This is a genomic window from Enterocloster clostridioformis (assembly GCF_020297485.1).
Classification (GTDB): domain Bacteria; phylum Bacillota; class Clostridia; order Lachnospirales; family Lachnospiraceae; genus Enterocloster; species Enterocloster clostridioformis.
This window is the reverse complement of record NZ_JAIWZC010000001.1, coordinates 4,204,549-4,231,183: the sequence shown is the minus strand read 5'-3', so window position 1 is coordinate 4,231,183 and position 26,635 is coordinate 4,204,549. Positions and strand designations below refer to the sequence as shown.

Annotated in this window: 25 protein-coding genes; 3 read left to right on the top strand and 22 right to left on the bottom strand. The window is 52.5% G+C overall.

The window, feature by feature from the left end; genetic code table 11:
* A complete protein-coding gene (locus LA360_RS21260; protein WP_057571517.1) occupies nucleotides 1-1,020 on the bottom strand; it encodes a glycosyltransferase family 8 protein in 1,020 nt (339 codons plus the stop codon).
* 165 nt (nucleotides 1,021-1,185) lie between these two features.
* On the opposite strand from LA360_RS21260, the gene LA360_RS21255 reads away from it, so the two are divergent.
* Nucleotides 1,186-2,742: a L,D-transpeptidase gene (locus LA360_RS21255; RefSeq protein ID WP_057571516.1), complete on the top strand. Its 1,557-nt coding sequence runs from the start codon at nucleotides 1,186-1,188 to the stop codon at nucleotides 2,740-2,742.
* A gap of 44 nt (nucleotides 2,743-2,786) precedes the next feature.
* On the opposite strand, the gene LA360_RS21250 is transcribed toward LA360_RS21255, so the two are convergent.
* From LA360_RS21250 to LA360_RS21200, 11 genes are all read right to left on the bottom strand, one after another.
* Nucleotides 2,787-3,794, bottom strand: a complete 1,008-nt coding sequence (locus LA360_RS21250) for a glycosyltransferase family 2 protein (protein WP_057571515.1) — start codon at nucleotides 3,792-3,794, stop codon at nucleotides 2,787-2,789.
* Between the two features lie 16 nt (nucleotides 3,795-3,810).
* Complete coding sequence (locus LA360_RS21245; RefSeq protein ID WP_057571514.1) at nucleotides 3,811-4,779, bottom strand: ATP-grasp domain-containing protein; 969 nt, start codon at nucleotides 4,777-4,779, stop codon at nucleotides 3,811-3,813.
* A gap of 16 nt (nucleotides 4,780-4,795) precedes the next feature.
* Nucleotides 4,796-6,247, bottom strand: a complete 1,452-nt coding sequence (locus LA360_RS21240) for a lipopolysaccharide biosynthesis protein (protein ID WP_022201561.1) — start codon at nucleotides 6,245-6,247, stop codon at nucleotides 4,796-4,798.
* Nucleotides 6,248-6,324: 77 nt separating this feature from the next.
* On the bottom strand, nucleotides 6,325-7,398 hold the full coding sequence (locus LA360_RS21235) for a glycosyltransferase family 2 protein (RefSeq protein ID WP_022201560.1): 1,074 nt from the start codon (nucleotides 7,396-7,398) through the stop codon (nucleotides 6,325-6,327).
* Nucleotides 7,395-8,492, bottom strand: a complete 1,098-nt coding sequence (locus tag LA360_RS21230; protein ID WP_022201559.1) for an acyltransferase family protein — start codon at nucleotides 8,490-8,492, stop codon at nucleotides 7,395-7,397. The genes LA360_RS21235 and LA360_RS21230 overlap by 4 nt, the downstream gene beginning before the upstream one ends.
* Nucleotides 8,493-8,525: 33 nt before the next feature.
* On the bottom strand, nucleotides 8,526-9,626 hold the full coding sequence (gene glf / locus LA360_RS21225; RefSeq protein ID WP_022201558.1) for a UDP-galactopyranose mutase: 1,101 nt from the start codon (nucleotides 9,624-9,626) through the stop codon (nucleotides 8,526-8,528).
* Nucleotides 9,627-9,806: 180 nt separating this feature from the next.
* Nucleotides 9,807-9,998, bottom strand: coding sequence for a hypothetical protein (locus tag LA360_RS21220; RefSeq protein ID WP_022201557.1), 192 nt, complete (start codon nucleotides 9,996-9,998; stop codon nucleotides 9,807-9,809).
* 166 nt (nucleotides 9,999-10,164) lie between these two features.
* Nucleotides 10,165-11,811 (bottom strand): alpha,alpha-phosphotrehalase, encoded by a 1,647-nt coding sequence (gene treC / locus LA360_RS21215; protein WP_057571536.1) that lies wholly within the window; start codon nucleotides 11,809-11,811, stop codon nucleotides 10,165-10,167.
* 194 nt (nucleotides 11,812-12,005) lie between these two features.
* The gene (locus LA360_RS21210; protein ID WP_022201555.1) at nucleotides 12,006-13,055 is read right to left on the bottom strand and encodes a PTS transporter subunit EIIC; all 1,050 of its coding nucleotides are present in this window, start codon (nucleotides 13,053-13,055) and stop codon (nucleotides 12,006-12,008) included.
* Nucleotides 13,056-13,250: 195 nt separating this feature from the next.
* Nucleotides 13,251-13,976, bottom strand: a complete 726-nt coding sequence (gene treR / locus LA360_RS21205; protein ID WP_002585752.1) for a trehalose operon repressor — start codon at nucleotides 13,974-13,976, stop codon at nucleotides 13,251-13,253.
* Between the two features lie 98 nt (nucleotides 13,977-14,074).
* Nucleotides 14,075-14,863, bottom strand: coding sequence for a TraX family protein (locus tag LA360_RS21200; RefSeq protein ID WP_022201554.1), 789 nt, complete (start codon nucleotides 14,861-14,863; stop codon nucleotides 14,075-14,077).
* A gap of 185 nt (nucleotides 14,864-15,048) precedes the next feature.
* Here LA360_RS21200 and LA360_RS21195 point away from each other — a divergent pair, with 185 nt between their 5' ends.
* On the top strand, nucleotides 15,049-16,701 hold the full coding sequence (locus tag LA360_RS21195) for a hypothetical protein (RefSeq protein WP_022201553.1): 1,653 nt from the start codon (nucleotides 15,049-15,051) through the stop codon (nucleotides 16,699-16,701).
* Between the two features lie 312 nt (nucleotides 16,702-17,013).
* Here LA360_RS21195 and leuA read toward each other — a convergent pair whose 3' ends face one another.
* Nucleotides 17,014-18,681, bottom strand: a complete 1,668-nt coding sequence (gene leuA, locus LA360_RS21190) for a 2-isopropylmalate synthase (RefSeq protein ID WP_022201552.1) — start codon at nucleotides 18,679-18,681, stop codon at nucleotides 17,014-17,016.
* 164 nt (nucleotides 18,682-18,845) lie between these two features.
* Here leuA and LA360_RS21185 point away from each other — a divergent pair, with 164 nt between their 5' ends.
* Nucleotides 18,846-19,082, top strand: coding sequence for a hypothetical protein (locus tag LA360_RS21185; RefSeq protein WP_146774922.1), 237 nt, complete (start codon nucleotides 18,846-18,848; stop codon nucleotides 19,080-19,082).
* 91 nt (nucleotides 19,083-19,173) lie between these two features.
* Here LA360_RS21185 and glmM read toward each other — a convergent pair whose 3' ends face one another.
* From glmM to LA360_RS21140, 9 genes are all read right to left on the bottom strand, one after another.
* The gene (glmM, locus tag LA360_RS21180; RefSeq protein ID WP_022201551.1) at nucleotides 19,174-20,526 is read right to left on the bottom strand and encodes a phosphoglucosamine mutase; all 1,353 of its coding nucleotides are present in this window, start codon (nucleotides 20,524-20,526) and stop codon (nucleotides 19,174-19,176) included.
* Nucleotides 20,527-20,694: 168 nt separating this feature from the next.
* Nucleotides 20,695-21,555 carry a dTDP-4-dehydrorhamnose reductase gene (gene rfbD, locus LA360_RS21175; RefSeq protein ID WP_057571535.1) on the bottom strand — a complete coding sequence of 287 codons (861 nt, stop codon included), beginning with the start codon at nucleotides 21,553-21,555 and terminating at the stop codon, nucleotides 20,695-20,697.
* Between the two features lie 115 nt (nucleotides 21,556-21,670).
* A complete protein-coding gene (gene rfbB / locus LA360_RS21170; RefSeq protein ID WP_002585746.1) occupies nucleotides 21,671-22,693 on the bottom strand; it encodes a dTDP-glucose 4,6-dehydratase in 1,023 nt (340 codons plus the stop codon).
* Nucleotides 22,694-22,708: 15 nt separating this feature from the next.
* Nucleotides 22,709-23,608: a glucose-1-phosphate thymidylyltransferase RfbA gene (rfbA, locus tag LA360_RS21165; RefSeq protein ID WP_002585745.1), complete on the bottom strand. Its 900-nt coding sequence runs from the start codon at nucleotides 23,606-23,608 to the stop codon at nucleotides 22,709-22,711.
* Between the two features lie 151 nt (nucleotides 23,609-23,759).
* Nucleotides 23,760-23,996, bottom strand: coding sequence for a leucine-rich repeat domain-containing protein (locus LA360_RS21160; protein ID WP_022201549.1), 237 nt, complete (start codon nucleotides 23,994-23,996; stop codon nucleotides 23,760-23,762).
* Between the two features lie 70 nt (nucleotides 23,997-24,066).
* Nucleotides 24,067-24,354, bottom strand: a complete 288-nt coding sequence (locus tag LA360_RS21155; RefSeq protein WP_089776562.1) for a hypothetical protein — start codon at nucleotides 24,352-24,354, stop codon at nucleotides 24,067-24,069.
* Nucleotides 24,355-24,513: 159 nt separating this feature from the next.
* Nucleotides 24,514-25,218 (bottom strand): N-acetylmannosamine-6-phosphate 2-epimerase, encoded by a 705-nt coding sequence (locus tag LA360_RS21150; protein WP_022201548.1) that lies wholly within the window; start codon nucleotides 25,216-25,218, stop codon nucleotides 24,514-24,516.
* A gap of 27 nt (nucleotides 25,219-25,245) precedes the next feature.
* Nucleotides 25,246-25,710 carry a NanQ anomerase/TabA/YiaL family protein gene (locus LA360_RS21145; RefSeq protein WP_022201547.1) on the bottom strand — a complete coding sequence of 155 codons (465 nt, stop codon included), beginning with the start codon at nucleotides 25,708-25,710 and terminating at the stop codon, nucleotides 25,246-25,248.
* A gap of 1 nt (nucleotide 25,711) precedes the next feature.
* Entirely contained in the window at nucleotides 25,712-26,635 is a 924-nt protein-coding gene (locus tag LA360_RS21140) for a dihydrodipicolinate synthase family protein (protein WP_022201546.1), read from the bottom strand.

The following is a 26,635-nucleotide window of genomic DNA, read 5'->3' as shown; positions in this document are numbered from 1 at the left end:
TCATTTCCCGCTTCCAAAAGCCTTCTGCTTCCTTCGGCTGTCCACCAGCCTCATCCCCAGCCTGCGGCTGATCCACAGCCGGAAGGCAGGGCAGATAAGGCTCACATGGTTAAACACCCACCACATGTGCATGTACAGCCTCTTTCCCTCCTGTTTTGGGGTTCCCTTCCAGGGAGTCTTATCCAGATAATACTCATAGAGCCTTCTGAAATGGTTGTGGCTGCCGGCTATCCAGGGCCTCTCGTCTCCCAGATAATGAATGATGACAGGGGCCTTTCCCGCCTGCCTGTACTCGTCCTCCCCCACTGCCCGGTATGCCCCGCACATGTTCACCAGGGTCCTGTACCTGAAATACCGGTAGTTGGTAAAATAATTATACCGGACCGGCAGCGTGATGATTCTGCCTCTCAGCGCGCCGTTAATGGTATCCTGGTCACAGGCAAATAGGCTGCCCTGATGGCTTCTGTAAAATTCCAGCAGCTGCCCCAGCACATCCTGGTTTCTCCACGCCTCCAGGTCCATGAGCAGGACTCCGGAATTATAGTAAGGCTCATCCTTTTCCATGCCGATGGATTCCTTCATCTCCCTGTAAACCGTGGGCTCCATCACCATACCCACCAGATGGCTTCCAAGCTCTGTCTCATACAGGGGACGGATGCTTCCGTTCACAATGGTATCGCAGTCCAGATACAGAGCCTTTCTTACGCAGTCCGGCAGCACCCTGGGGGCAAAGAGGCGCCCCATGGCGCTTATATCAAATCCCCTGGTATCCACCTCATAGTCAAACCGATCCCTCAGTTTTCCCAGCTCCGCCACATGAAGGCTGCGGCTGAATTTTCCCGCAACAGAGGCCAGGCGTTCAAGGTAAGCCTCACTCATTCCCACGGACAGGATATATACGTCCATCCGGGGGATGTTCCTGCTGTGGTCCAGCAGGGAATAAAGGGAGGCCGCCAGATGTCCGGCATACCCGTCATTAGACGCATAAATGATATTAACAGTTTCTGTATTCCAATCCATATTATGGCACCTATTTCTTACATTCTCTAGTCTTTCTAAGGTCATTTTGTTTACAATTTTACATTATAGCGGGTAAAAAGTAAATCACATCTGGAATTTTCCTGCCAAATATGATAGATTAAGACATGTATGGTAATCTATATAAAATTCAGGAGGATGTTACGAATGAATGAGTTAACGAAGCGTGCTGTCGCAGCCCTTCTGTCCGGACTTCTGGTCTTAGGTCAGGCCGGACCCGCATTGGCCGCGCAGGATGATTCTATTTATGGTCCGGCTTTTTCCACAAAAGTCGAACAAACCTCCCCTGGTTCTTCAGAAAGCCAGAGTGGGGGCGTGCAGAGTTCCGGCCCGCAGTCAGTGGCTCCTGCCAACGCAGCCCCGGCAGAACAGGCCGATGGGGGCAGCGCTGCTGCAGCCGGCAGCACTGAGGCAGCCGCTAAAGCCGGCACAGACAGCGTGTCTTCCTCTGCCACGGACCAGAACGCGGCACAGGCAGCAGACGACTCGGCGCAGGCCGATGCAGAGGCAGCCGCAGCAGCCCAGTTTGCAGCAGAGGAAGCTGCCAGACAGGCATCAGCCAATACGCCTTTTGTCCAGATTCAGGTGCTCCGTCCGGATACCACATGGACCGATCCTGTAATAGGCGATACACCGGTGGTGTCGGAGCAGGGATTCCGTTCCATGTCCGTCTATCTGAACAACATAGTGGGCGACATCCTTTACAGGACGTATACAAGCGCGCATGGCTGGAGCGACTGGGCTATGAACGGCGGCCACACCACTGTCTGGGAGGACGGCGCCCTGGTGGAGGCCATCCAGATGCGTTTCAACGGCTTTGTGGGCAACACATTTGATATTTACTACTGCACAACCCTGAACGATGGGACAGAGTTAAACTGGGCGCGCAACAGCGCAACAGCAGGAACCATGGGTACAGGAAAGGTGCTGAGCGGCTTCAGGGTCTCCCTCTGGGGTAAAGGCGTGGAAGGCGCTGCCTACAACATGGAGAAACCATTGGAAGCAGCGTTCCCGGACGGAATCCAGGTTGTGGACGGGGCAGTGGCATACAGTAACGGCACCGGCGTTCCATTTACCGGATGGGCCTGGAATGACAGGGACCGCTACTACTTTGTGAACAATGCGCCTGTAACAGGCTGGCAGTACATAGACGGTTTCAAGTATTACTTTGACGAGACCGGCAAGCTGCTGACCGACTTAGAGCCCATTGTGGGCAACAGCGGTCCGTTCCTCATCAGCATCAACAAGCAGATGAACTGCATGACCATCTTCGCACAGGACGGAGCCAACGGCTTCATCATCCCGGTAAAGACCTATCTTACCTCTACCGGACCGGATACCCCGATTGGAACCTTCCAGACACCGGCCAAGTACCGTTGGCGTGACATGAACCACGGAATCTTCACCCAGTACGCGACGCGTATCTACAAGGGCTTCCTGATTCACTCCATCCTGTACAGCCGTCCGGACCCCATGACATTAGATCCGCTGACCTATAATTATCTGGGTATCGCAGAGTCAGCCGGCTGTGTCCGTCTCCTTTCCGGAGACGCCAAATGGGTATATGACAACTGTGCACTGGGCACCACGGTGACCATCTACAACTCGCCAAAGGCAGGCCCTTATGACCGGCCGGCCATTGAGTGGGTTATTCCGGGAGACCAGCACTGGGATCCCACGGATCCTCTCTTTGCCCAGCAGTAATATTAGAGTATACATCCAAAATGGCGGGGAACCGTTCATTGGAATCACTTTCCAATGAACGTCTTCCTCGCCATTTCATATACTGCCGGCATGGTATGCTCAAATCTCAGAAAAAACCGCATCCTGGGCGTAAGCTCTTTATAATACCTGCGGTATTGGGGATTGAATATCTCCTCAAACTGCTTGGTGTTTACCATTGTCTGGTAATAGGTCCTGCGGGCAGCGCTCTCTGCCGCTTCCTTAAACCTGCCCCCTGTGGCCCTGTCAAACTGCTCATAGGTGCGCTTCATGCGGTCACAGTAAGCCCTCTGCTTCCCCTGGTAATCCCCGCTCTTTCCCTCCACGGTCCAGGAACCTGCCACGCCTACCCGGTAGGCGCTCATGGCCTCGTCAAAGTAATAGCCGTATCCGTTTGCAGCCGCAATCAGCTGGATGGGCGTATCCCCCACGGGACAGTCCACATAGTAATCAGGCAGATCCCCCACCAGACGGGCCGGAAATGCCATGGAAGACATGGCGTAGCCCGAAGGCTTGTCAATGATTTCCTCCGGGGTCAGGACGCGGCTCTTTCTGTACGGCCTCATCTGGCCCTCTGTCAGCGCCTTTCCCACCAAATCTATGCTGGCGCTGTGAATACACAGGGTACAGTCCGGGTGGGTTTCCATGTAATCCACCTGCTTCTGAAGCTTATCCGGGGACAGGAAATAGTCGTCCCCGTCACACATGAAAATGTACTTTCCCCTGGCCCTGGGGAAATTAAAGGCCCCGCTGATATTGTCGATCCCCTGTGAATACTGGTTTTCTGTCTGTATCAGCGGCTTCACCTTTTCCGGATACCTGGCCGCATATTCCCGTATAATATCGCTGGTACCGTCCGTGGATGCATCGTCGTGGACCAGTATCTCAAACGCAAAATCTGTTTTCTGCATCAGAAAGCTGTCCAGGGCTGTTCTGATGTAATTCACATGATTAAATGTAACACAGCTGATGCTGGCCATTATAGTTGTATCTGCGGTTTGCGGCCCGGCGCCGCCTCGCACTTTGTCGCTCATATCCTGTCACACCTCCCTACCGCTCCACCTTGGTAATATATTCCTCATATTTCCTGGCAATATACATGCCTGTGACACTGCCGTCCTGCTCTATTTCCTTTCCCTCAAAACAACGCAGATGGTTTGTCACACAGTCATATCCCGCCAGACAGGAAAACTCCACGCCGCCGGAAAATCTGGGATTGCACTCCAGCATGTGGTAAACGCCGTCCCGGTCCTCTATAAATTCCATGTTCACGCATCCCCTGATTCCCAACAGCCCGGCAATGGTCCGGCACCGTTCCTCCAGCTGGCGGTTTCTGAATACCAGCACAGAGGTTCCCGCTCCGTTTGGAGTCCGCAAAAGCTCCCTGCGGCAGATAGCTGCGCATGTGCCCTGCTCAGGGCTTCGCACCACATCCACCGTGACCACGTTTCCCTTTATCATGGGCTGGACGATATAATCTGCCGGATCTGTTTCCCCCAGAAACCCCTCCATCTCGCGGCGGGATCCCACCATCTTAAGGCCCTGGCTGCTTCTTCCATTATAGGGCTTACACACAGCCGGATACCTGATTTCATCCGGGTCCGCGTCCCCCAGGCGCAGAGTGGGAATCACGGTTCCCTCCATATGCTCCTCCAGATAGCGGTACAGCTCCATCTTGTCACGGCACAGGCCGATGCAGGCCTTGTCCGACATGCATAAGGTTACATTTATTTCACTGAATTCGTCCCGGTGAAGATTGAACACATCAATCTCCGCGTCCGTCAGGGGAATGACGGCCTCCGCCCCTTCCTTCCGGCAAAGGAACATCATGGTCCCTATATAATGGTCTGTATCCGTTGCATAGGGAACCTGATAAAACACCTCCACGTTCCCCGCGTCCGCAATCCATTCCCTGGGATACACATCGCAGCCTATGACCCGGATTCCATTCTCCCTGCATTTCTTAATGACGATATCAGCCGAAAAAGACCCTATGGCTGTCACAATCACTGTCCTCATTTTACGTTCCTCCTGTTTACTTTCTTCCGGGCAGCCTGTCCATTGCCAGGCCCCTGATATACCGGAACACTTCCAGCCCCAAAACCCAGGATGCCAGCATATACACAACCGCGCCAAAGAGAATCTGCATTCCCAGGCCCAGCCATCCCACGGGAACATATCTTCCCGCAGCCATGACAGCCGCGGCCATGAGGATTGAGACTGCCACTGACGGAATGATATCCTTCCACTGCTCCAATATGCTGTAGTTAAGCAGGCGTTTATTGGGCCATGCGTTGATGAAGGTGCACAGGAAATCCGCGGCCGCCTTAAGTGCCACCAGCACCAGAGGATTATAGCGTATGCCCGCCACCAGCACCGCCAGGCCCACCATCTTTTTCACAATTTCCAATTTAAGGAATATATCGCTGCGCCCCATTGCATTCAGCGCCTGAAGGTTGGCAATGTGAATGGGCCAGAAAGAATAGGCAATGCACATGATTTGCAGAAACGGAACACAGGGCAGCCATTTTTCTCCCAGCAGCAGCAGTACCATGGGCCGGGCCACGGCTATGAGACCTGCCATCATGGGCAGCACCAGATAGGAGCTGACGGTGATGGCCCTTCGCAGCATGGACTTTACACGCTCCGGCTCGTCCTGGCTGGCTGACAGCACAGGCAGCATAACGGACTGGATGGCGGCTCCCAGGTTGCTGACAATCAGCTTGGGAAACTGCTCTCCGCGGTTGTAGTTTCCCAGCATGGATTCATTGTAAATTCTTCCTATCACCAATCCGTATATATTGTTATAAACCGTATCCAGAAGGGAGGCGCACAGCAGCTTCCATCCAAAGGCGAACATGGTCTTAATCCGCAGAATACTGAACAAAAGGCGGGGTTTCCAGCTGATGCTCATAAACAGAATCAGCATGTAGAAAAAGTAGTATGCAATCTGCTGCCATACCAGGGCCCATACCCCCAGTCCCCTGTAGGCCAGGAAAATGCTGATTGCACCCGATATCATGGATGCCGCAAAGGAGGATATGAACAGGCCCTTAAACTCCATATTCCTGGACACATAGGCATTCTGTATGGAGATTACCCCTCCCGGAAACAGGACCACGGCCAGCACCCGCACCAGGGCCGTCATCTCCTGGTTATTATAAAAGTATGCGATGCCGGGCGCTGACAGATACAATACCAGGTAGATGACTGCGGATACAGCCATGTTAAAGAAGAAAACCGAAGAAAAATCCGTGTCATCCACCTTCCGCTTCTGAATCAATGCGGTGCTGAAGCCATTTTGCACCAGTACATTGGCAATGGTGACAAATATGAGAATCACGCCTACCACACCGTATTCTTCCGGCGAGAGCAGACGCGCCAGTATGATGGAAACCAGGAACTGGACGCCCTGGGCGCCTCCATTTTCCATTAACTTCCAAAACAGGCCGTTTAAGACCTTTGCCGTTGTCTGTTTTTCATTCAATGCCTGTTTTCCTTCCTTTCTTCATGGAACCGCGGACAGACCGATGCCTCAAGATACACCCTGAAACAGGCTTTTGGTCAGTCCCCAATGAACAGCATCTGCCCCAGTGTACGCACAAGGGTGTTCTTGGTAAAGCCGTACTTCACCATAAGTCCCATTTTTCCAAGCCGGCCGCAGCGCGGCAGTCTTATGAAAGCCTCCAGCGTTTCCTGCTGTTCCCGGTTCAGACAGCTGCGAAACATATGGTAAAAGCACTCCGCCTGACCAAACATCTTCCTGTAATTCTCCCTGGCGCTGCCTCCGTCCTTTACCCGGGCCCTGACAGAATCCAGGTTGTCTCCCTTCTCAGCTCCCAGGGTGTTGCCGCCATGCTGCCTGTAATAGTACAGGGGCCGGTCCACCCATCCTATCTCTCCAAAGCAGGACGCGATAAGGGCCAGCCATGCATCGTGCATAAGGCAAACCCCGGGAATTTCCTGTAGATAAGGCAGCATACTGCGGCTGAGCATTACGGCGCCTCCGGTCACATTGTTCTGTACCAGAAGCTGGGGCAGGCGGGTGCGTTCCGGGGAAATTTTCTGATATCGGAAGAAGCTGTCCGCTATGGGCCGCAGCTCCTCATCCGTCACGGTCAGGTCTGAATGCACCAAAAGGGGCAGCCTGCTATGGCCTGGTTCTCCTTCCATCTCTTTCATCTTATCTGACAGCATCCGCGCCTTTTGAGGCAGCCAGACATCGTCCTGGTCGCTCAGCATAAAATAATCCGCCCTGGCCAGAGGCCCCAGACGCGCCAGCTGGTTTTCCGTCACCTCATACTCTGACAGCAGGCTCAAAGGCCCGGGCAGCGCCTCCGTATCATGGTCTGCATCCGTACTATGGTCTGCATCCGGATTATGGTCTGCATCCGCCATCAGCTTAAGGAGCTTCAGGAAATGGGCAGCCGCTCCCCCGGAAGGCTTTCTCCTGAAAAGCACCAGTATCCTGTCCCGGTGTCTTTCCTCATATTCCTTCAGCAATTCCCCGGAGCCGTCCGCGGAACAGTCATCCGACACCAGGATATGGATGTCCTTCTCATCCTGTGCCAGTATGGAATCCAGCTGCTGCTTTATATATCTGCTTCCGTTATATGAAGCCACCAGTACCGTAATCATTTTGAACGTTTCTTCCTTCCATTCATCCATGGCAGCCGTGTCTCAATCAGCCGCACCACGCCCGGCTCCACCGCCAGCACCAGGGCAAGAAGCAGGATATCCCAGGGCGTACTGCCTAAAACTCCCGGATACATCATTCTGCCTGCCGTCACCTTAAAAAATGCAATGACAGGAACCAGATGGGTACACATGACGGTCAGGGAATGTGTTCCGTAATATGTAAAGAAGGGCACAAGAACCCGGCTGAAAACCGGCCATTCCTTCCAGCTGCCGCCGCAGGCGGACACCCGCTCCCCAAACATCAGGATGGTGACTGAGGAAAACCAGGCTGTCAGAATCCAGGACACCGGATTTTCCATAGTCAGGAAATTAAAGTCGCACCCCGGAATCAAAACCGTAAGGGCGATGCCGGAACACATGAGCAGAAACGCAGCCGCCAAACCGGCCCGGCCCTTTAAGTACATGGACGCCTTCTGCCACGCATCACAGGCAAACACTCCCCCCAGGGCCAGCAGGAAGCCTGCCAGGCCCTTGATATACACCATGATCGGCAGATGTATGACGCGCCACAACGTGGTGTCCTGCCTGGAACCATTGATATAGAGGATGAGGAACACACTGGCCGCTCCGGCCAGACAGGCCCCAATTCCCATTTTCCTGCGGCTGCCGTATATCATATTCAGCAGCAGCTCCGCTATGAAGATGCTGGGCAGAAACCACAGTGTCTCTAACCCCACCAGTGTGCCTGTATAATAGATGTCGGACATGAGTACCAGGAAGGTATACTGCTGAGGCCACACCAGGAATATCCGCGAGAAAATAAACAGCACGCTGTAGCACACATATGGAATTCCCAGGGATATAAGTCTTTTTCCTGCCATCTCCCGGCTGGATATGCCTGTCCTTCCCTTCCCGTAACGGAGCGCATACCGCCACCCTGTATAGACATAAAAAACAGCCAGCATAAAGAAGCCGTACCAGTCAGAGAGAATGCCAAGGCTGGTCTCCACCAGACAATGGCTGGCTACCACTCCCAGCATTCCCATGCCCTTTGCCACATCCAGATAGACCTGGCGGTCCTGTGTCTTAGTCATCTGCCGTATATCCTTCCTGTCCTTTATCCTGTCTTATCCGAAAATCTCCTCTGCCTTGTTCATGGCTGACTCGATTACCTTGTCCATATCGTAGTACTTATATTCTCCCAGACGGCCGCCAAACAATACATGGGATTCGGCCCCTGCCAGTTCCTCATACTTCTGGTACAGCTCCTGGTTCTTCTGGTCATTCACCGGATAGTAGGGTTCCATGCCCTCCTGCCAGCTCACCGGATACTCCCTGGTAATCACTGTCTTTGGCTGTGTGCCGAACTCAAAATGCTTGTGCTCAATTACCCTGGTATAGGGCGTCTCCCGGTCCGTATAATTCACCACCGCCACTCCCTGGTGGTTCTCCTGGTCCAGCACCTGGGACTCAAAGCGCAGGCTGCGGTACTCCAGCTTGCCGAACCGGCAGCCGTAGAAAGCGTCAATGGTGCCCGTGTATACCACGGTCTCCCCCAGGCTGTTATAGTGTTCCCTGTGTTCCAGGTAATCCACTGAAGTCTCTATATCACAGCCCTCAAACAGCTTCTCCACTATGGCATTATATCCCCCTATGGGAATCCCCTGATAGGGGTCATTGAAATAATTGTTGTCATAGATATACCGCACAGGTATGCGTTTGATGATAAAGGCCGGAAGCTCCCTGCAATCCCTGCCCCACTGCTTTTCCGTATACCCTTTTATTAATTTTTCGTACAATTCCCTTCCCACCAGACGGATGGCTTGTTCCTCCAGGTTCTTTGGCTCACCTGTAATCTCCGCCCTCTGCTTCTCGATGATGGCCTTGGCCTCATCCGGTGTGGATATGCCCCACATGCGGCTGAAGGTATTCATATTAAAGGGCATGTTGTACATCTGGCCCTTATAATTAGCCACCGGGCTGTTGGTGTAGCGGTTGAACTCCGCCAGGGAATTCACGAATTCCCACACCTTCCTGTTGCCCGTATGGAAGATATGGGCGCCGTACTTGTGCACATGAATGCCCTCCACGTCCTCGCAGTACACGTTTCCGCCTATGTGGTTCCTCTTCTCCACCACCAGACAGCGCTTTTTGTTCTTTCTGGCGTACCAGGCAAACACACCTGCATACAGACCGCTTCCCACCAATATATAATCGTATTTTTTCATATCCGGATATGCTCCTTTGCTTATCGCTCTCTTTGCTTTCACAATTGTACTATGTTTCACCGGAAATGTAAATGGATTATGTCCCCTGCCGTCCCCGTAAAGCCCGGGACAGACAGGGGAGCGTGGATGGCATAAACGCACATAAAAACACGAGACTGAAGACAATGGCATCCCTCTATCCTAGATTCTTTCGTACCATGCCCGGCAGCACTCCTCCGGCGCCGGCGCTGTGTCCAGCCCCAGAAGTTCCAGCATGACACTGTCCGCATGCATGACAGGCTCCCTGTCCTGGCGGAGTATGATTTCCCACAGTCCCGTGCGGGGGCTGCGCAGAATGTCTGTCTTTCCTTTATCCGTAAAGTAATCCTGCATAGAGGCCTTTCCTTTCCCAGGCCAGAATTTTCTTCCGCCCTCAGCGCGTCCTATTTCGCCGCTTTGCCTCTATTATACACAAATATACACAAAATCACCCTGCCGTAACAAGTAAATAACAAAACCCTGCCTCTGCAATAACACACCTCAGCCTCTGTCTCTTATCTCACCTCGTCTTCATGTATACCCTGCATTCATAAGGCTTCAGCCGTTCCAGTGCCTGTCCGCACTCCTCCCCGGTGTAGTTGCCAATCAGCAGCCTGCAGCCGTCAAGCTCCAGTCTTTCTCCCAAATCAGCCTCAGAAGCCTTCATGTTGGCCAAAACCACAAGCTCCTGCCCCCGGTATGTGCGCCTGTACGCCAGCACCTGAGGATGTTCCCTGTATATGAATTCAATCTCCCCTTCTGATATGACTTTATATTCTTTCCTCAGGGCAATCAGCCTTTTGTAATAATTCAATATAGAGCCGGAATCACCTGCCTCTGCCTGCGCGTTGATATAAGAATGGTTCTCCGGTATGTCAATCCACGGCTCCCCCTGTGTAAATCCGGCGTACCGGCTGCCGTCCCACTGCATAGGCGTACGGCCGTTATCCCTGGAACGGGCGGCCAGCACCTTTAAGGCTTCCTCCCCGGTGATTCCCTGCTCTGTCAGGATACGGTAATAGTTAATGCTTTCAACGTCCCGGTACCGGGAAATATCATCGTAATAAGGATTGGTCATGCCCAGCTCCTCCCCCTGGTACACATAAGGCGTCCCGCGGAACATATGGATGACCGTTGCCAGCATTTTAGCGGATTCCTTCCAGTATTGTCCGTCATCCCCAAACCGCGATATGGCTCTGGGCTGGTCGTGGTTGCACCAGAACACGGCATTCCAGCCATTCTCCCGCTCCATCCCCTCCTGCCACTCCATGAACAGCTGTTTAAGCCGGAGCAAGTCAGGCTCCATCAGTTTCCACTTATCCCCGTCCCTGTAATCCACCTTCAGGTGATGGAAGTTAAAGCACATGGACAACTCGCGGTCTTCCGGCCTGCTGTAGCGGATACAGTTATCCAGGGTGGTGGAGGACATTTCTCCCACGGTCACCATGTCCTCTATGCCCGTATCCCGCACCAACTCCCGGAGATACTCATGTACCCTTGGCCCGTCGGTATAAAAGCGGCGCCCATCCCCTTTGTCATCATCCACAAATACATCCGGTTTGGATATCAGGTTCACCACGTCGAACCGGAATCCCTTCACGCCCTTTGCCTTCCAGAACCGGATGACCTCCTTAAGCTCCCCGCGCACCCTGGGATTATCCCAGTTTAAATCGGCCTGGCTTACATCGAACAGGTGAAGGTACCATTTTTTCAGGTGGGGTACATACTCCCAGGCATTTCCCCCGAATTTGGACTGCCAGTTGGTGGGGGGCGCGTCCGGGCTCCCTTCCCTGAAGATATAATAATCCATATACTCCGGATTGCCCTCAAGCGCCTTCTTAAACCAGCGGTGTTCCGTGGATGTATGGTTAAATACCATATCAAACATGCATCCCATTCCCCTCACATCCGCTTCCCGAATCAGTTCCTCCACATCCTCCATGGTGCCGAATACAGGGTCGACAGCCCGATAGTCAGCCACATCGTACCCGTTATCATTGAGAGGGGAGCAAAAAAATGGTGTCAGCCAAATATAGTCAATCCCCAGTTCCTTTAAGTAGTCCAGCCTACTTATGACTCCGCGTATGTCGCCCAGACCGTTTCCCGTTGTATCCTGAAAGGACTTGGTATAAATCTGGTAAATCGTACTGTCCTTAAAATGCCCCATAAATGATTCCTCCTTCATCTCCGCGCCGTTATATGACTCCATCTATCCTGGCCACCGCATCTGCCGAAGCCCTGACTCTTTGTCCGGTCTGCCAGCTTATATCTCCTGAATTTCCGGGATTGGTAAGAACCATGATGACCATGTCACTGTGTCCTGCCCCGGCAATCTTATCCCGGTCAAATGCGATAAGTTTCTCACCGGCCCTGACTCTCCTGCCTGCCGTCCTGGCTGCCGCCTATCCCTTTCTTCCTTCCGAGGGCATAGGTCAGGCAGAAGGGAATCAGGATTGCCAGTCCCATGGCTGCTGCGAAGGGTCCCATGTACTGGGGCTGGATGGACAGGATGCCCGGTATGCCTCCCACACCGATGGCATTGGCCTTGATTCCGCTTACAACAGACAAAACTGCGCCCACCGCCGATCCGGTCATTCCGCAGATAAATGGAAAGCCGTATTTCAGGTTCACACCGAACATGGCTGGTTCTGTTACACCCAGGCAGCAGGAGATGCAGGCGGGTACGGATACTTCCTTTGCCTTGGCGTCATTCTTCTGGAGAAGAATCATGGCCAGTACAGCGGATCCCTGGGCGATATTGGACAGGGCAATCATGGGCCACAGGGTGGTGCCTCCAAAATCAGCTATCAGCTGAAGGTCAATGGCATTGCTCATATGATGAAGTCCCGTGATTACAAGTGGCGCGTAGAAGAATCCAAAGATACCGGCAAACACTCCCTTAAAGGGGGATGTCAGGCCTGCGTTCACACAGTCTGAAATCACGGCGCCAATCTTCCAGCCAATGGGTCCCAGGATACCGTGAGCCACTGCCACTGATATCAGCAGGGAACAGAAGGGAACCACAATCATGGAAATCATGGCAGGACATATTTTTCTGAAGAACCGCTCCAGATACACCAGGGTAAAGCCGGCCAGCATTCTCTGGAGAAGGGTCTGGTTCTGCATGGCAGCCTTCTTCACCGCGTCCTTGGAGACCCCCTCTATGCCTGCCACCTCCGCAAAGTCATTGTAAAAGGTGCTCACCTCATTGCCGATTATGACCTGGAACTGCCCTGCCTGGGTGAATGTGCCCTTGGCGCAAGCCAGGCTTTCGATGGCCTGTGTATCCGCCTTGGACGGATCATTTAACACAAAGCGCATCCTGGTTACACAGTGGGATACGGCCGCAATATTCTCCCTGCCCCCCACATACTCCAACAGTTTCTTCGAATCCCCTGTAAACTTTCCCACGTTCAATACCTCCTGTCAATCTGACCGCGAAACCTCATCTTGTTTAAACAAGTATCTTAATCTGAATTATATCTTGTTTAAACAAGTTTGTCAATATTGATTTTTATTTTTTCCGGTGTTTTTCACATTTCGCATCCAAAAAGCACCGGACGAACATCTGCCTGAAGCTTTCTGTTCTCCGGTGCCTTGATTTACCTATTTTGTCCGATGGGCCAGATCGTAAAATACGAACCGGTCCGGTCTGTGCCTGGACTGGGTGAACTCAAACATGACTCCCTCCTTATTATAGGTCATGCTGCTCACCACTGCCATACAGTTATAATCCTTTAAATCCAGATACTTTTCATCAATCTGGTTAACTCGCTCCACGGTCATCTTTCTCTTGGTGGTCACAATGCTTTCGCCCAGGTCATTTTCCATATATTCATAAATGGAACGCTCCGCAATCTCCGGCGTCAGGTCCCGCACCACATCCTTTAGGAAATAGTTATGGTCAATGATTAAGGCTTCCCCCTCAATGCAGCGCACACGCTGTATATAATAAATCTGGGCCCCCACAGGGAATGTGGTCCGCCTGCGTATGGTCTCATCCACGGTCAGCTCCGCGAAGCAGACCACCTTGGTGGTATAATTTTTCCTGTTTCTGGCCACTGCCTCCTTCAGGCTCTCTATGCCTCCCAGTATGAACTCCGACTGCTGCTGTCCGGGCTGGTAAATGATTCTCACTCCCTTGCCGTGGATGCTCTGCACATATCCTTCCGACGCCAGCTGCCCGATGGCCCGGCGGATGGTATTCCTTGAACAGCCGAACTCCTTCACCAGGGTATTTTCCGAGGGCAGCAGCTCCTGAAAAGCGTATGTCCCATCCTCCATCTTTTCCCTGAGCGCCGTATAAATCTCATTATATTTTGTCTTAGCCATATAAACCTCATACATCTCTTTATTTTAATACGTTTACAGCACAAGTCCCCGCGCAAACCAGAACGGTTTTGTCCGTTCCAGACCCGGGCGCCCCGGAATTATCCGAGAGGAATTCCTATGACACACAGCCGTATGAGAAACAGCGCCATTAAATGCAGCGGGTAAAACCAATAGAATGCGTACTTCCATCGGGCCTGTCCTTTTCTCCCGTTGTAAAAAAGCAGGGGCACCGCCGAAAGAACCCCCGTCCCATGATACTTGTCCCAGGACCCCAGAAAAGACAGGAGGCTGCCGGACATCACCTGGACAGGGCGTTTATCCCTCAGGAGATAAAACAATGAAATAATAAGAATCCCGTCCATATCGTAATCCGCCTTCAAAAAGACAGCCGCCAGGCATCCGCCCCCAATGGCGGCGGCCATCCCAATGACACGGTACGGCTCCGTTAAACCCTGGCTCTGTTTCAGGCCCCGGAGCACCAGCAGTCCGATTGCCAGCTCAACGTACACATTGCAGCCTCCACCTGCCCACGTATTCCACACAGCCAGGCGGAAGGGAATTTCCGAGATAAGTGCAAACGCAGCCATCCTGAGCCAGTATCTGCGCCAGTCCCTGGTGTGAAGGAATCCCTCCACCAGCAAAAAGCAGTAGATTGGAAATGCAATCCGTCCCGCGGACCTGAGCACCTGGCACAGCCAATAGAGCCTGTCCCCCCATTGGGATGTCATGATCATGGCGACCCGTTCCAGGCTGCCTCTGTAGTACACAATCCGTTCCAACAGCACAACTCCTATGTGGTCCGCAAGCATGGCGGTCATGGCAATATATTTCAGGGCGGTACCGCTTAATCCTCCCTGTGTTTCCGGTTTCTTTCTGCTGGACGGCATGCCTCAATTCCTTCCTTACATCTAATCTATGTATTTATCTTATCACCGGGTCATTGGTTTGCAAAGTGTTTTCTTAATACATTCTTTATGAAGTCACCAGCTTTTTCCCCTTGTATTTATTTCCACATGATATATAATGCTGTATAAGACTTCTGTTAAAAAGATGTTAAGAATCGGAGGAATCTATGAAGAAAAAGACACAATTTTTATTGAACCTGGCGCTAACCGCCATCTTCTTCATTTTGATTATTTTCCAGGGGCCCAATCTAAACCCCCTGTATCCGGATGGGGCATTTTCCTGGTGCTTCATCATCAGCTGCTATGTGGTGCTTAACTTTTTCGTGGCCCTGGGCAGCGTACGGGTAGGCGCCAACGAATACGGCCGCCCGCAGATCAGCATTGACAAAAGTGTAAAGGGATATAAAAGGGGATTCATCCTTCTGGCCATCCTTTGGGTGCTGTATTTCGGCGTTTCCATCCTGTCCATGCCCCTTTTCAATTACAAGGCGTACAGGGACCAGTTAGGCGTCCCGGCGGTGTCAGAATTCACGGATACCGTACAGCCCCTGGCTCTGGACCAGCTTCCCATCGTGGACAAGAGTCTGGCAAGAGAGCTGGCAGATAAGAAAGTAGGAGAAAATCCCGGTCTGGGAAGCCAGGTTATCCTGGGTGCCCCCGTTATCCAGAAGGTAAACGGCAAGCTGGTATGGGTGGTCCCCCTGGAGCACTCCGGTTTCTTCAAATGGCTTAAAAATATGGACGGCTCCGCCGGTTATATCGTGGTGTCAGCCAGTGATGTCAGCGACGTAACCCTGGTAACAGACCATAAAATCAAATACCAGGCCAATGCTTACCTGTTAGACGACTTAAACCGCCATGTGCGCTTCTTTGGCGGCGGACTCTTTAAAGGTCTTACGGATTATTCCTTTGAGCTGGATGATGACGGCGTTCCTTACTGGGTTATTACCTCCTATCAAAACCGCTGGCTCTTTAACCTGCCTGAGGCAGACGGAGTACTGACGGTCAATGCCACCACCGGAGAGACCGCCCATTATACCATCGCCACACTGCCGGATTGGGTAGACCGCGTGCAGCCTGAGAATTTCGTGATGCAGCAGATTCAGAACCAGGGCGTATATGTGCACGGTATTTTCAACTTCTCCAACCAGGACAAATTCCGCCCCAGCCAGGGTGATATCATTATCTATAACGGTACCCGCTGCTACCTGTTCACAGGCCTTACCAGCGTGGGCTCCGATGAATCAGCCATCGGCTTCATACTGGTGGACATGGTGACCAAGGAATCCAATATCTACCAGATGAGCGGCGCAACCGAGATGGCGGCCCAGAGCTCTGCGGAAGGAAAGGTTCAGCAGTTTGGCTACAGGGCATCCTTCCCAATGATTATCAATCTGGACGGACAGCCCGCCTACTTCATGACCTTAAAGGATAACGCGGGCCTGATTAAACAGTACGCCTTTGTGTCCGTCTCCAACTATACCAATGTGGGAACCGGCGAGACCATTGACAGCGCCCTGCGCAATTTCCGCCAGGTCCGCGGAAACGCCGGTGTGAATATCACCACAGGCCAGACCCTTTCCAAGGAGGAGGGCACTGTCCTGCGCATTGCCAGCGAGACCATAGACAATACCGTAACCTATAAGCTGATTCTGGAGGAAAAACAGGACCATATCTTCACCGTGTCCTATGATCTGAGCAACGAGCTGGCCCTGACCCAGCCGGGAGACAAGGTTGCCCTGGAGTATATGGATGATCCGTCCGGAATCTGCTCCGCGTCTTCCTTTGACAACCTGGGATTTGACCAGTCCGGCCAGTGATATGGCGCTTGGCGTCATGATGTCTCCGGTGTCATGATGTCTCCGGCGTCATGGCGACCGGCACTATGGCTCCGTCCAGAATCTCCTTCTGATTCGCCCCGACACCTGTTCTATGGCCAGCACAGAGGCCGCCAGTCCCAGAAGCAGAGCGCCTGCCGGTTTCGGAGGCATTCTGGTTTCATGCGAAGAATCTAAAGCATCAAGAAATCGGCGCACCTCACAAAAGGACCGGCCCCAAAAGGCCGGTCCTTCAATCTTTCATCACTTCAATAACACCACATCAAATATAACACCCAGAATATCAACTGCCTATTAATAGAACAGCCTGTTCACCGCACTGAATATACCGCGGATGGAAGCCCTTGTGATATTGGAGCTGATACCCACGCCGTAAGTGGCCCTGCCCGTCACCTGGTCTACCAGATGGATGTAGGAAGCAGCCTCTGCGCCGGATCCGGATGCCAATGCGTGCTCGCTGTAGTCCAGAACCTTAATCTGGATGCCAAGGGCATCCTCCATGCCTCTCTGTACAGCATCAATAGGTCCGTTTCCAACGCCTTCAAAGGTCTTCTCAATGCCATGATCGGAGTAGGTTACCTTAGCCAGTGTCGCAAACTCGCCGTCTCCTGTCTCCGTATCGGTTATGCGGCACTTTCTAAAGTGCATGGGTTCCTTGCGCTCCAGGTAATTCTTCTTAAATTCATCCATGATCTGCTCAGGCGCGACCTCACCCTGCTGCTCGGAAATCTTCTGGATGACATCCGCGAATTCCTTGTGCATGCCCTTTGGCAGCTTGAAGCCGTAGAAGGTGTCCATGACAAAGGCTACGCCGCCCTTGCCGGACTGGCTGTTGATACGCACGATGGGCTCGTACTCCCTGCCGATATCGCTGGGATCGATGGGAAGGTATGGAACCTCCCAGTACTGTCCGTTCCTCTCGTGAAGGGCCTGCATGCCCTTGTTGATGGCATCCTGATGGGAACCGGAAAATGCGGTGAACACCAGCTTGCCTGCATAGGGATGTCTGGGCGGAATATCCATCTTGGTGCAGCGCTCACAGACCTCTGCAATCTCACGGATATTCTCAATGTTAAGTTCAGGGTTGATACCCTGTGAAAACATATTATATGCAACTGTCAGTATGTCCACATTACCGGTGCGCTCCCCGTTGCCGAAAAGGGTACCCTCCACCCTGTCAGCTCCTGCAAGAAGGGCCAGTTCTGTGGAAGCCACACCCTCACCCCTGTCATTGTGGGGATGGATACTCAGGATAATGCTTTCCCTGTCCTTAAAGTGTGTATTCATCCATTCAATCTGGTCCGCATACACATTGGGGGTAGTCATCTCCACCGTGGACGGGAGATTGATGATAATGGGCTTCTCCTTGGTGGCGCCCCAGGTCTCCTGTACCGCTGTACAGATATCAAGGGCAAAATCCAGCTCTGTGCCGGTAAAGCTCTCAGGGGAATACTCCAGACGAATCTGGGTATCACAGTCAGCCATATACCGCTGTACCATCTTGGTGCCTATGACAGCTATATCCTTTATGTCCTCCCTGTCCTTATGGAACACCACATCCCTCTGTAAGGCGGACGTGGAATTGTAGATATGTACAATGGCCTTCTTAACGCCTTCAAGGGCCTCAAAGGTCCTCTTAATCAGATGCTCGCGGCACTGCACCAGCACCTGAACCTCCACGTCGTCCGGGATGAGCTTGCGCTCCACCAGGGTGCGTAAGAAATCATACTCAATCTGGGATGCGGCAGGAAAACCCACCTCAATCTCCTTAAAGCCCAGCTTCACAAGAAGGTTGAACATCTCCACCTTCTCCTCCACCACCATTGGCTCCACAAGGGCCTGGTTGCCGTCCCTAAGGTCCACGCTGCACCATATAGGAGCCTTCATAATCTCCTTATTCGGCCATGTGCGCTCCGGAAAATCCACCACAGGGACCCTTTTATATCTTTGATAATTTAACATAATTCATTCCTCCATTCTGTTCATCTGATTTCAGGCGCCTGGAAACGCCTGGTTCCGTCCATATTCCATTCTCACTTCATACGGTGTCCTGTCCTTTTATCACTGCGCTTTAATCTTCATTTCTGCCGTCAGCCCATTCCGGGCAGTCGCTCAATGACACCGTAATGACGGATGATGAACAGCACGACTCTTACTGGTTCAGCCCCATTTCACATCATTCCTTTACTCTGAAAATCGCTGGCTGTAAGGACACACCCCCCGGTCAGGGCTGTGCGGTAAATACAGAAATCCCGGAGCACGGCGCTCCGGGATTTCTGTTGTCCTCTTCGCAACGTTATCTAATTATAGCACATTTCAAAATAACTGACAATAAGGAGTCGCCGGTTGACTATTCTCAATAGTTATGGCTTTTATTCCTCTGTTTCATAAAATGTACTCCAAGGCTCCCGTTTTCATTTCCGGGGAATCTTCCGCTAATCCTTACATCCCCGCTTAAATACAATGTCCCCGGTCCTTCATAACCTGGATAACCTGGTCCACATATGTTTCGCAGGTCTGGATATCAGGCGCCTCCACCATGACGCGGACCACCGGTTCGGTTCCTGACTGCCGGAGCAGGATTCTTCCGTCGCTGCCCAGGCTCCGGGTCACCCTGGCAACCTCGGCCTGCACTGCCTCGTCGTCCTGGGCCGTCTTTTTATCCTTTACCCGCACATTCTTAAGTACCTGAGGATAAATCTCCACCTCCGAGGCCAGCTTATCAAGTGGCTGCTTTTTCTCCAGCACCACTTCCATCACCTTTAAGGAGGTGAGGATGCCGTCTCCCGTGGTGGCATGTTTGCTGAATATGATATGACCGGACTGCTCTCCGCCCAGACAGTGGCCTGTGGCAGCCATGTTCTCATACACATATTTATCTCCCACAGCTGTTTTCACATAGGCAATGCCTTCCCGGTCAAATGCCTTATATAATCCGAAATTGGACATGATGGTGGTAACCACCGTATTATTGAACAGGCTTCCCTGCTCCTTCATGTATTTGCCGCAGATGTACATGATGCTGTCGCCATCCACCACACAGCCGTTCTTATCAACCGCGATGCACCGGTCCGCATCACCGTCGTAGGCAAACCCGATGTCGCATTTCTCATCTACCACAAACTTCTGGAGATGTTCAATATGGGTGGAGCCGCAGTTCGTATTGATGTTCAGTCCGTTGGGCTCGTTGTTCATCACATGTGTCTCCGCTCCCAGGGCGTCAAATACGTTTTTGGCAATGGCGGACGCGCTTCCGTTGGAACAGTCCAGGGCCACCTTCATATTCTTGAAGGAACGGGTGGCTATGGATATAAGGTATCCGATATAGCGGTTCCGTCCAGCCGCAAAGTCCACGGTCCGGCCAATATGCTCCCTCTTTGCCAGCGGAATCTCTGCCGCCTCCCCATCCAGGTACTTCTCTATCTCCAGGATGACGGACTCTTCTAACTTTTCGCCTCTCTCGTTGATGACCTTGATGCCGTTGTCATAAAATGGGTTGTGGCTGGCAGATATCATGATTCCGCAGTTAAAGCCCTCGGTGCGCACCACATAGGATACGCTGGGGGTGGTGGTAACATGGAGCAGATATACATCCGCGCCTGAGGCTGTCAGCCCGGCCACCAGGGAATATTCAAACATATAGCTGCTGCGTCTGGTATCCTTTCCGATAACCACCCTGCAGCGCTCATCCGGCATCTTTTGTCCGTAGCACCAGCCCAGGAAACGGCCTACCTTGTAGGCGTGCTCCACTGTCAGGTCCACATTGGCCTCGCCGCGGAAGCCGTCTGTCCCAAAATATTTTCCCATTGTTATTAATTCCTCCCTGTCTTGTTATTTAGGCCCGCATTCCATCTCTGTCCGCCCTCTTGGTCCATGGCGGTTCAGGATGACGCAGCAGTCACGCCGCTGCTAAATGGTCTGCTGTCAATCCAAACTGTCCCCGTTACATGCCCCTGCCGCAGCCGGGCCCCCGTCTTATGCCATCCCGTTTTCCTTAAGAACCTTCAGGTAACGTCCCAGGGCATCCTGCCATGAAGGCAGACGCTCAAAACCGTTCTCAGTCAGCTTTTCCTTACTCATACGGCTGTTGGAGGGCCGCTTTGCCTTGGCAGGGAAACCGTCAGAATCCACCGGAGTCACCTTCACCTCGTCCATGCCGGCCTGGCGGAATATCTCGCATGCAAACTCATACCAGCTGCACAGCCCTTCGTTGGTGGCATGGTAACGCCCGTACTTGTCTGTCTGAATCATATCCACCAAAAGGCGGGCCAGGTCGTACGTATATGTGGGGGAACCAATCTGGTCATTTACCACGGATACAGCCCCCTTCTCCTTCCCCAGACGGAGCATGGTCTTAATGAAGTTCCTGCCGTTGACGCCAAATACCCAGGCGATGCGCACAATAAAATACTTCTGTATATTCTGCTCCACCGCAATCTCGCCCTCATACTTTGTCAGCCCGTATACATTAAGGGGTTCCCTGTGGTCATCCGGCTCCCATGGCCGCTGGCCGCCGCCATTAAACACATAGTCCGTGCTGATGTACATCATCTTGATATCCATGGCCTTGCAGACCCTGGCGATATTGCGCGTCCCCTCAGCATTGATTTTGCGGCACAGTTCCAGGTTATCTTCAGCAGCATCTACTGCAGTATATGCCGCACAGTGGATAACTGCGTCTGGTTTTTCCTGGGAAATCACAGTTTCGCACGCTGTGCGGTCCGTGATATCCATTTCCTCCACGTCCACACCGATTCCCTCAATCCCGCGAAGGGCCAGTTCATTCATCACGTCATGGCCCAGCTGGCCTTTTACACCTGTTACCAGAACTTTCATAATCCATTTACCTCCGTTCTTAATAATGGCCGGCAGAGGACGGGAACCCCCGAAACGGACACGTCTCACAAACGTACTCCGGGGCATTTCCCTCCTCCGCCAGCCACATGTTTACCTACAGGCGGCTGCCGTACATCTTATCGAAATAATTACTGTACTCGCCGCTCAGAATATTCTTCCACCAGTCCTGGTTGTCCAGGTACCACCGGATGGTCTGCTCGATTCCTGTATCAAAATTATACGTTGGCTTCCATCCCAGCTCTGTTTCTATCTTGGCCGGGTCAATGGCGTAGCGCATGTCATGGCCGGGACGGTCTGTCACAAACTTAATCAGGCTCTCAGGCTTATCAAGGGCCTTCAGAATGGTCTTTACCACTTCCAGGTTGGTGCGCTCATTATGCCCTCCGATGTTATACACCTCTCCCTCGCGTCCCTTGTGGATAACCAGGTCAATAGCCTGGCAGTGATCCGCCACATGGAGCCAGTCGCGCACATTCTCTCCCGTGCCGTACACAGGAAGCTCCTCATCTGCCAGGGCGCGGCTGATAATAAGGGGAATCAGCTTCTCCGGGAAATGATAGGGGCCGTAGTTATTGGAACACCTGGACACAGTCACCGGCAGGCCGTATGTCCTGTGATATGCCAGCACGAACAGATCAGCGCTTGCCTTGGAAGATGAATAAGGGCTGGATGTGTGCAGGGGCGTTTCCTCTGTAAAGAAAAGGTCCGGTCTGTCAAGAGGCAGGTCGCCGTACACCTCATCGGTGGAAACCTGATGATAGCGCTTGATGCCATAGGTACGACAGGCGTCAAGGAGGGTTGTGGTTCCCATGACATTGGTCCTCACAAAGGCCTCCGGGTCTGTAATGGAACGGTCCACATGGCTCTCGGCGGCAAAGTTTACCACCACATCCGGCTTTTCCTTCTCAAACAGCTCAAATATAAACTTCCTGTCGGCAATGTCGCCCTTTACAAATTTATAATTGGGCTTGTCCTCAACAGGCTTTAAGTTTTCCAGGTTGCCCGCATAGGTCAGCAGGTCCAGGTTGATGATTTCATAATCCGGGTATTTATTTACCATATGGTGTACAAAGTTGCTTCCGATAAATCCGGCTCCGCCGGTTACAATAATTTTCATGTATATTTTCCTCCGTTAAAAATCCTGTGGGTGTATCTTATCCACATACTTTCCGTCCAGAACGTCCTTTAAATACTTGCCGTACTGGTTCTTTTTAAGAATCTCATAGGTCTCCATAACCTGTTCCCTGGTAATCCAGCCCCTGAGATAGGCAATTTCCTCCAGGCACGCTATCTTGCGGTGCTGGTGTGTCTCCACGGTCTTAACAAAATTCGTGGCCTCCACCAGCGACTCATGGGTTCCTGTATCCAGCCATGTAAATCCCTGTCCCAGGAGAATCACGTCCAGCTCGCCCTTCTCCAGGTAAATGCGGTTTAAATCCGTGATTTCCAGCTCGCCTCTGGCTGAGGGCTTTAAGTTTTTCGCGTACTCCACCACCCGGTTATCATAGAAATAAAGACCGGTGACACAGTAGTTGGACTTTGGCTTCTCCGGCTTCTCCTCAATGGAAATGGCCTTGCCGTCCCCGTCAAACTCCACTATGCCGAAGCGCTCCGGATCATCCACATAGTAACCGAACACCGTGGCGCCCTTTTCCTTGGACGCCGCGGTGCGCAGGCGCTTGGTCAGCCCCTGTCCGTGGAAAATATTATCACCCAGAACCATTGCCACAGAATCCCCGCCAATAAATTCCTCACCGATGATAAAAGCCTGGGCCAGCCCGTCCGGGCTTGGCTGTACCGCATAGCTCAGCTCAATGCCAAACTGGTGGCCGTCGCCCAAAAGAGCCTCAAATCTTGGCGTATCATCCGGAGTGGAGATAATCAGGATGTCCCTGATTCCCGCATTCATAAGGACAGACAGCGGATAATATATCATTGGTTTGTCGTAAATCGGAAGCAGCTGTTTGGAAGTTACCTTGGTTAACGGATAGAGCCGCGTCCCGCTTCCTCCGGCCAGTATAATCCCTTTCATATTTCCTCCTCGGTCCGCTGTAAGCGTGAATAGACCGCTTAGCGGACGTCTTTACCTGATTTTTTCTTTGTCCAATATATCATATTATCTCTATTTTTTCAAATAAACTGATAAATATTTCGTTATTATTAAGAAGATGGCAATATCATGATTACTGAATAATTTCCACTCCGTTACCCACGTCACCCATTTCGCCCACAGGGTTGTCACGGATGTCCAGATACTCCAGGAATTCCGCCTGCTTCAGAGGGCCCAGGTCCGTTATATAGTAGTCCTTAAGGCCGAGTCTTTTAAGGTTCTTTAACCCCGCGGCAAAATTCAGGTCTGCCAGCTCGTTGCCGTCCAGGTACAACTCCTCCAGATTGGAAAAGCGGGACAGGATATTCATATGTTACCCCAGCTTCACGTCATCATACCACACACTGGTCATTCCGCCGTAGGATTCTACATAATAATTCTTATGAAGCTCCATATTTCTGAGTCCCAGCACCCGCAGGCTGGGATTTTCCTTTGAGGAAGTCCAGGTTTCTCAGATTTCCCTGTGAATTCCATACAGAGTAAAATGTAAGCCGCTCCACACCGGTCAGAGATGAGAGGGCATCCGCCCCGTCCACATTACAGCTGTGTATGGAAAGCTCCTTCAGTCCCCTAAGCCCCCTGACAGAGAAAATGGCCATAAAACCCTTGATTTCCAGCTTTTCCAGGCCGGTGAGGGGCGACAGGTCCGGGTCTGGCTGGGACGTCATCTTGTCAATTCTTAATGACGTCAGCCATTGCAGTGTTGCCGCAGTTACCTAAGGCTTATCTGTCCGGGTTCCGGCATCAGGAGCAGCAAGAGAGGGACAGCCCTCTCACCGGGTGCTGTCCCTCTCTCTTTAATTCCCTTAGTTTTCTCTATTTATCTTCTATCCCCGCCTGCCGTTAACCGCCTTCATAAACCGCCCGGCAATCTCCAGCGGCCGGGTGATGGCCCCGCCCACGATGACTGCCCAAGCGCCCATATCCAGCATTTTCACAGCCTCATCCGGCGTGTGCACACGGCCTTCCCCGATAACCGGGATAGGAAGTTCTGACGCAAGGCGCCTGACCAGTTCAAAATCCGGTCCCTCCAGCTTGGGGGTGTAGTCCGTGTATCCGCTCATGGTGGTGCTCACCAGGTCAATGCCGCTTTTCCATGCCTTAAGACCCTCCTGGTAATCGGAGATATCGGCCATCAGAATCTGATCCGGATATTTTTTTTTGATGCTCTGTATGTATTCCCACGGGCTCAGGCCGTCTCCCCGCCTCCTGTCCGTACAGTCAATGGCAATGATGTCGGCCCCTGCCTCTGCCAAGGCATCCACCTCCCCCATGGTAGGCGTAATATAACCGTCAAAGCCCTCATACACCTGCTTTATCAGACCGATGACGGGAAGCCCTGTCTCCCTCTTGATTCCCAGCACATCCCGCACCGTGTTGGCACGTATCATAGGACTTCCGGCCTCCCTGGCCGCCCTGGCCATATAAGGCATCAGGGATCGCTCCGGATCATAAAGAGGTTCCCCGGGCAGGGCCTGGCAGGAAATGATGAGCTTTCCTTTGATACGGTTAAAAAGTTCTGTCTTGTCCATTTCGTTCCAATCCTTTCACTCCGGCTATCACGGCCTTTCATCGGCCACAGCCACCTTCACCACACATTTTTTGATAGATTCAGGCTCTTCCAGACATCCGCCCGGCCCATGAGCCTCCCCGGCCATGCACAGGATGAACCTGCCGGGTCCCATAACGCAGCGTCCCCCTGCCCCGCCCCTGGCTGCCGCCTTCTGAAAGTCCGGTTGGTATTCTCCGATGGGAGTCACACCGTCAAGGGCTGTCTCTATGACCTCGCACCCCTCAATGTCTATCTGGATGTCCATATAATCTCTGTGCACTTCATAGCTCTCATCCGTCAGCTGGCGGGTCCTGGCTTCCATCACCTGCAGGAATACCCTGTCCCCGTCAATCACCGTCTTTCCCAGGGGAAGGGTGTTTATATCCGATGCCATCAGATAATCAATGGCCTTATCAAGATTCCTGTTCATGCCCCTGTAATTTCCTATATTAGTCAGCAAGTCGTATATCATATCAGCAGTATCTCTCCTTTGCGTCTTCTATCATGGCGGCTGCCTCCCCGGCAATGGCCCGGTCGCTGCCGCATAAGTCTGTCAGCGGTTTCCTGACTCCGCCTATATCAATTCCCCTGCTGATGCGCAGCACTTCCTTTATCATGGCGTACATATTGCATGTTCCCGAACAGAGCTTATATATGATTTCATCCGCTTCATACTGGATGGCCCTGGCCTCTGCTATCCTGTTTTCCGACACCAGCTCATATATCTTTAAAAACAGCTCCGGCATGGCTCCGTAGGTACCGCCGATTCCCCCGTCCGCCCCCATGGCCAGACCGGACACCAGCTGTTCATCCGGACCGTTGAACACGATGAAGTCCTGCCGTGTCTTCATGGCCTCCGCCTTAAACATCTGGATGTCCTGTACCGGCATGGATGAGTTCTTCACGCCTGCCACCTGCCTGTTTAAAAGCATTGTCTTTAAAAGATTCATGGTCAGGGCCGTACCGGCCAGCTGTGGTATGTTATAGATAATGAAATCCGTCTCAGGCGCTGCCTCCGATATATCATTCCAGTACCCGGCAACAGAATATTCAGGCAGCTTGAAATAAATGGGCGGTATGGCCGCAATCCCGTCCACACCCAAGTCCTGGGCATGGGCTGCCAGAATGCGGCTGTCTCTTGTATTGTTGCAGGCAACATGGGCAATAACTGTGAGACAGCCCGCGGCCTCGTCCATCACAGCCTCCAGCGTCTTCTTCCTGTCCTCCACAGACTGGTAGATACATTCTCCCGAAGATCCGCCCACATAGACGCCCTTCACCCCCTGGTCCACGAAGTACCTGGTCAGCGCCCGCACCCCGTCCTCACTTACCTCTCCTGCCTTGTCGTAGCAGGCGTAAAATGCCGGGATAATTCCCCTGTATTTGTCAAGCTTCAT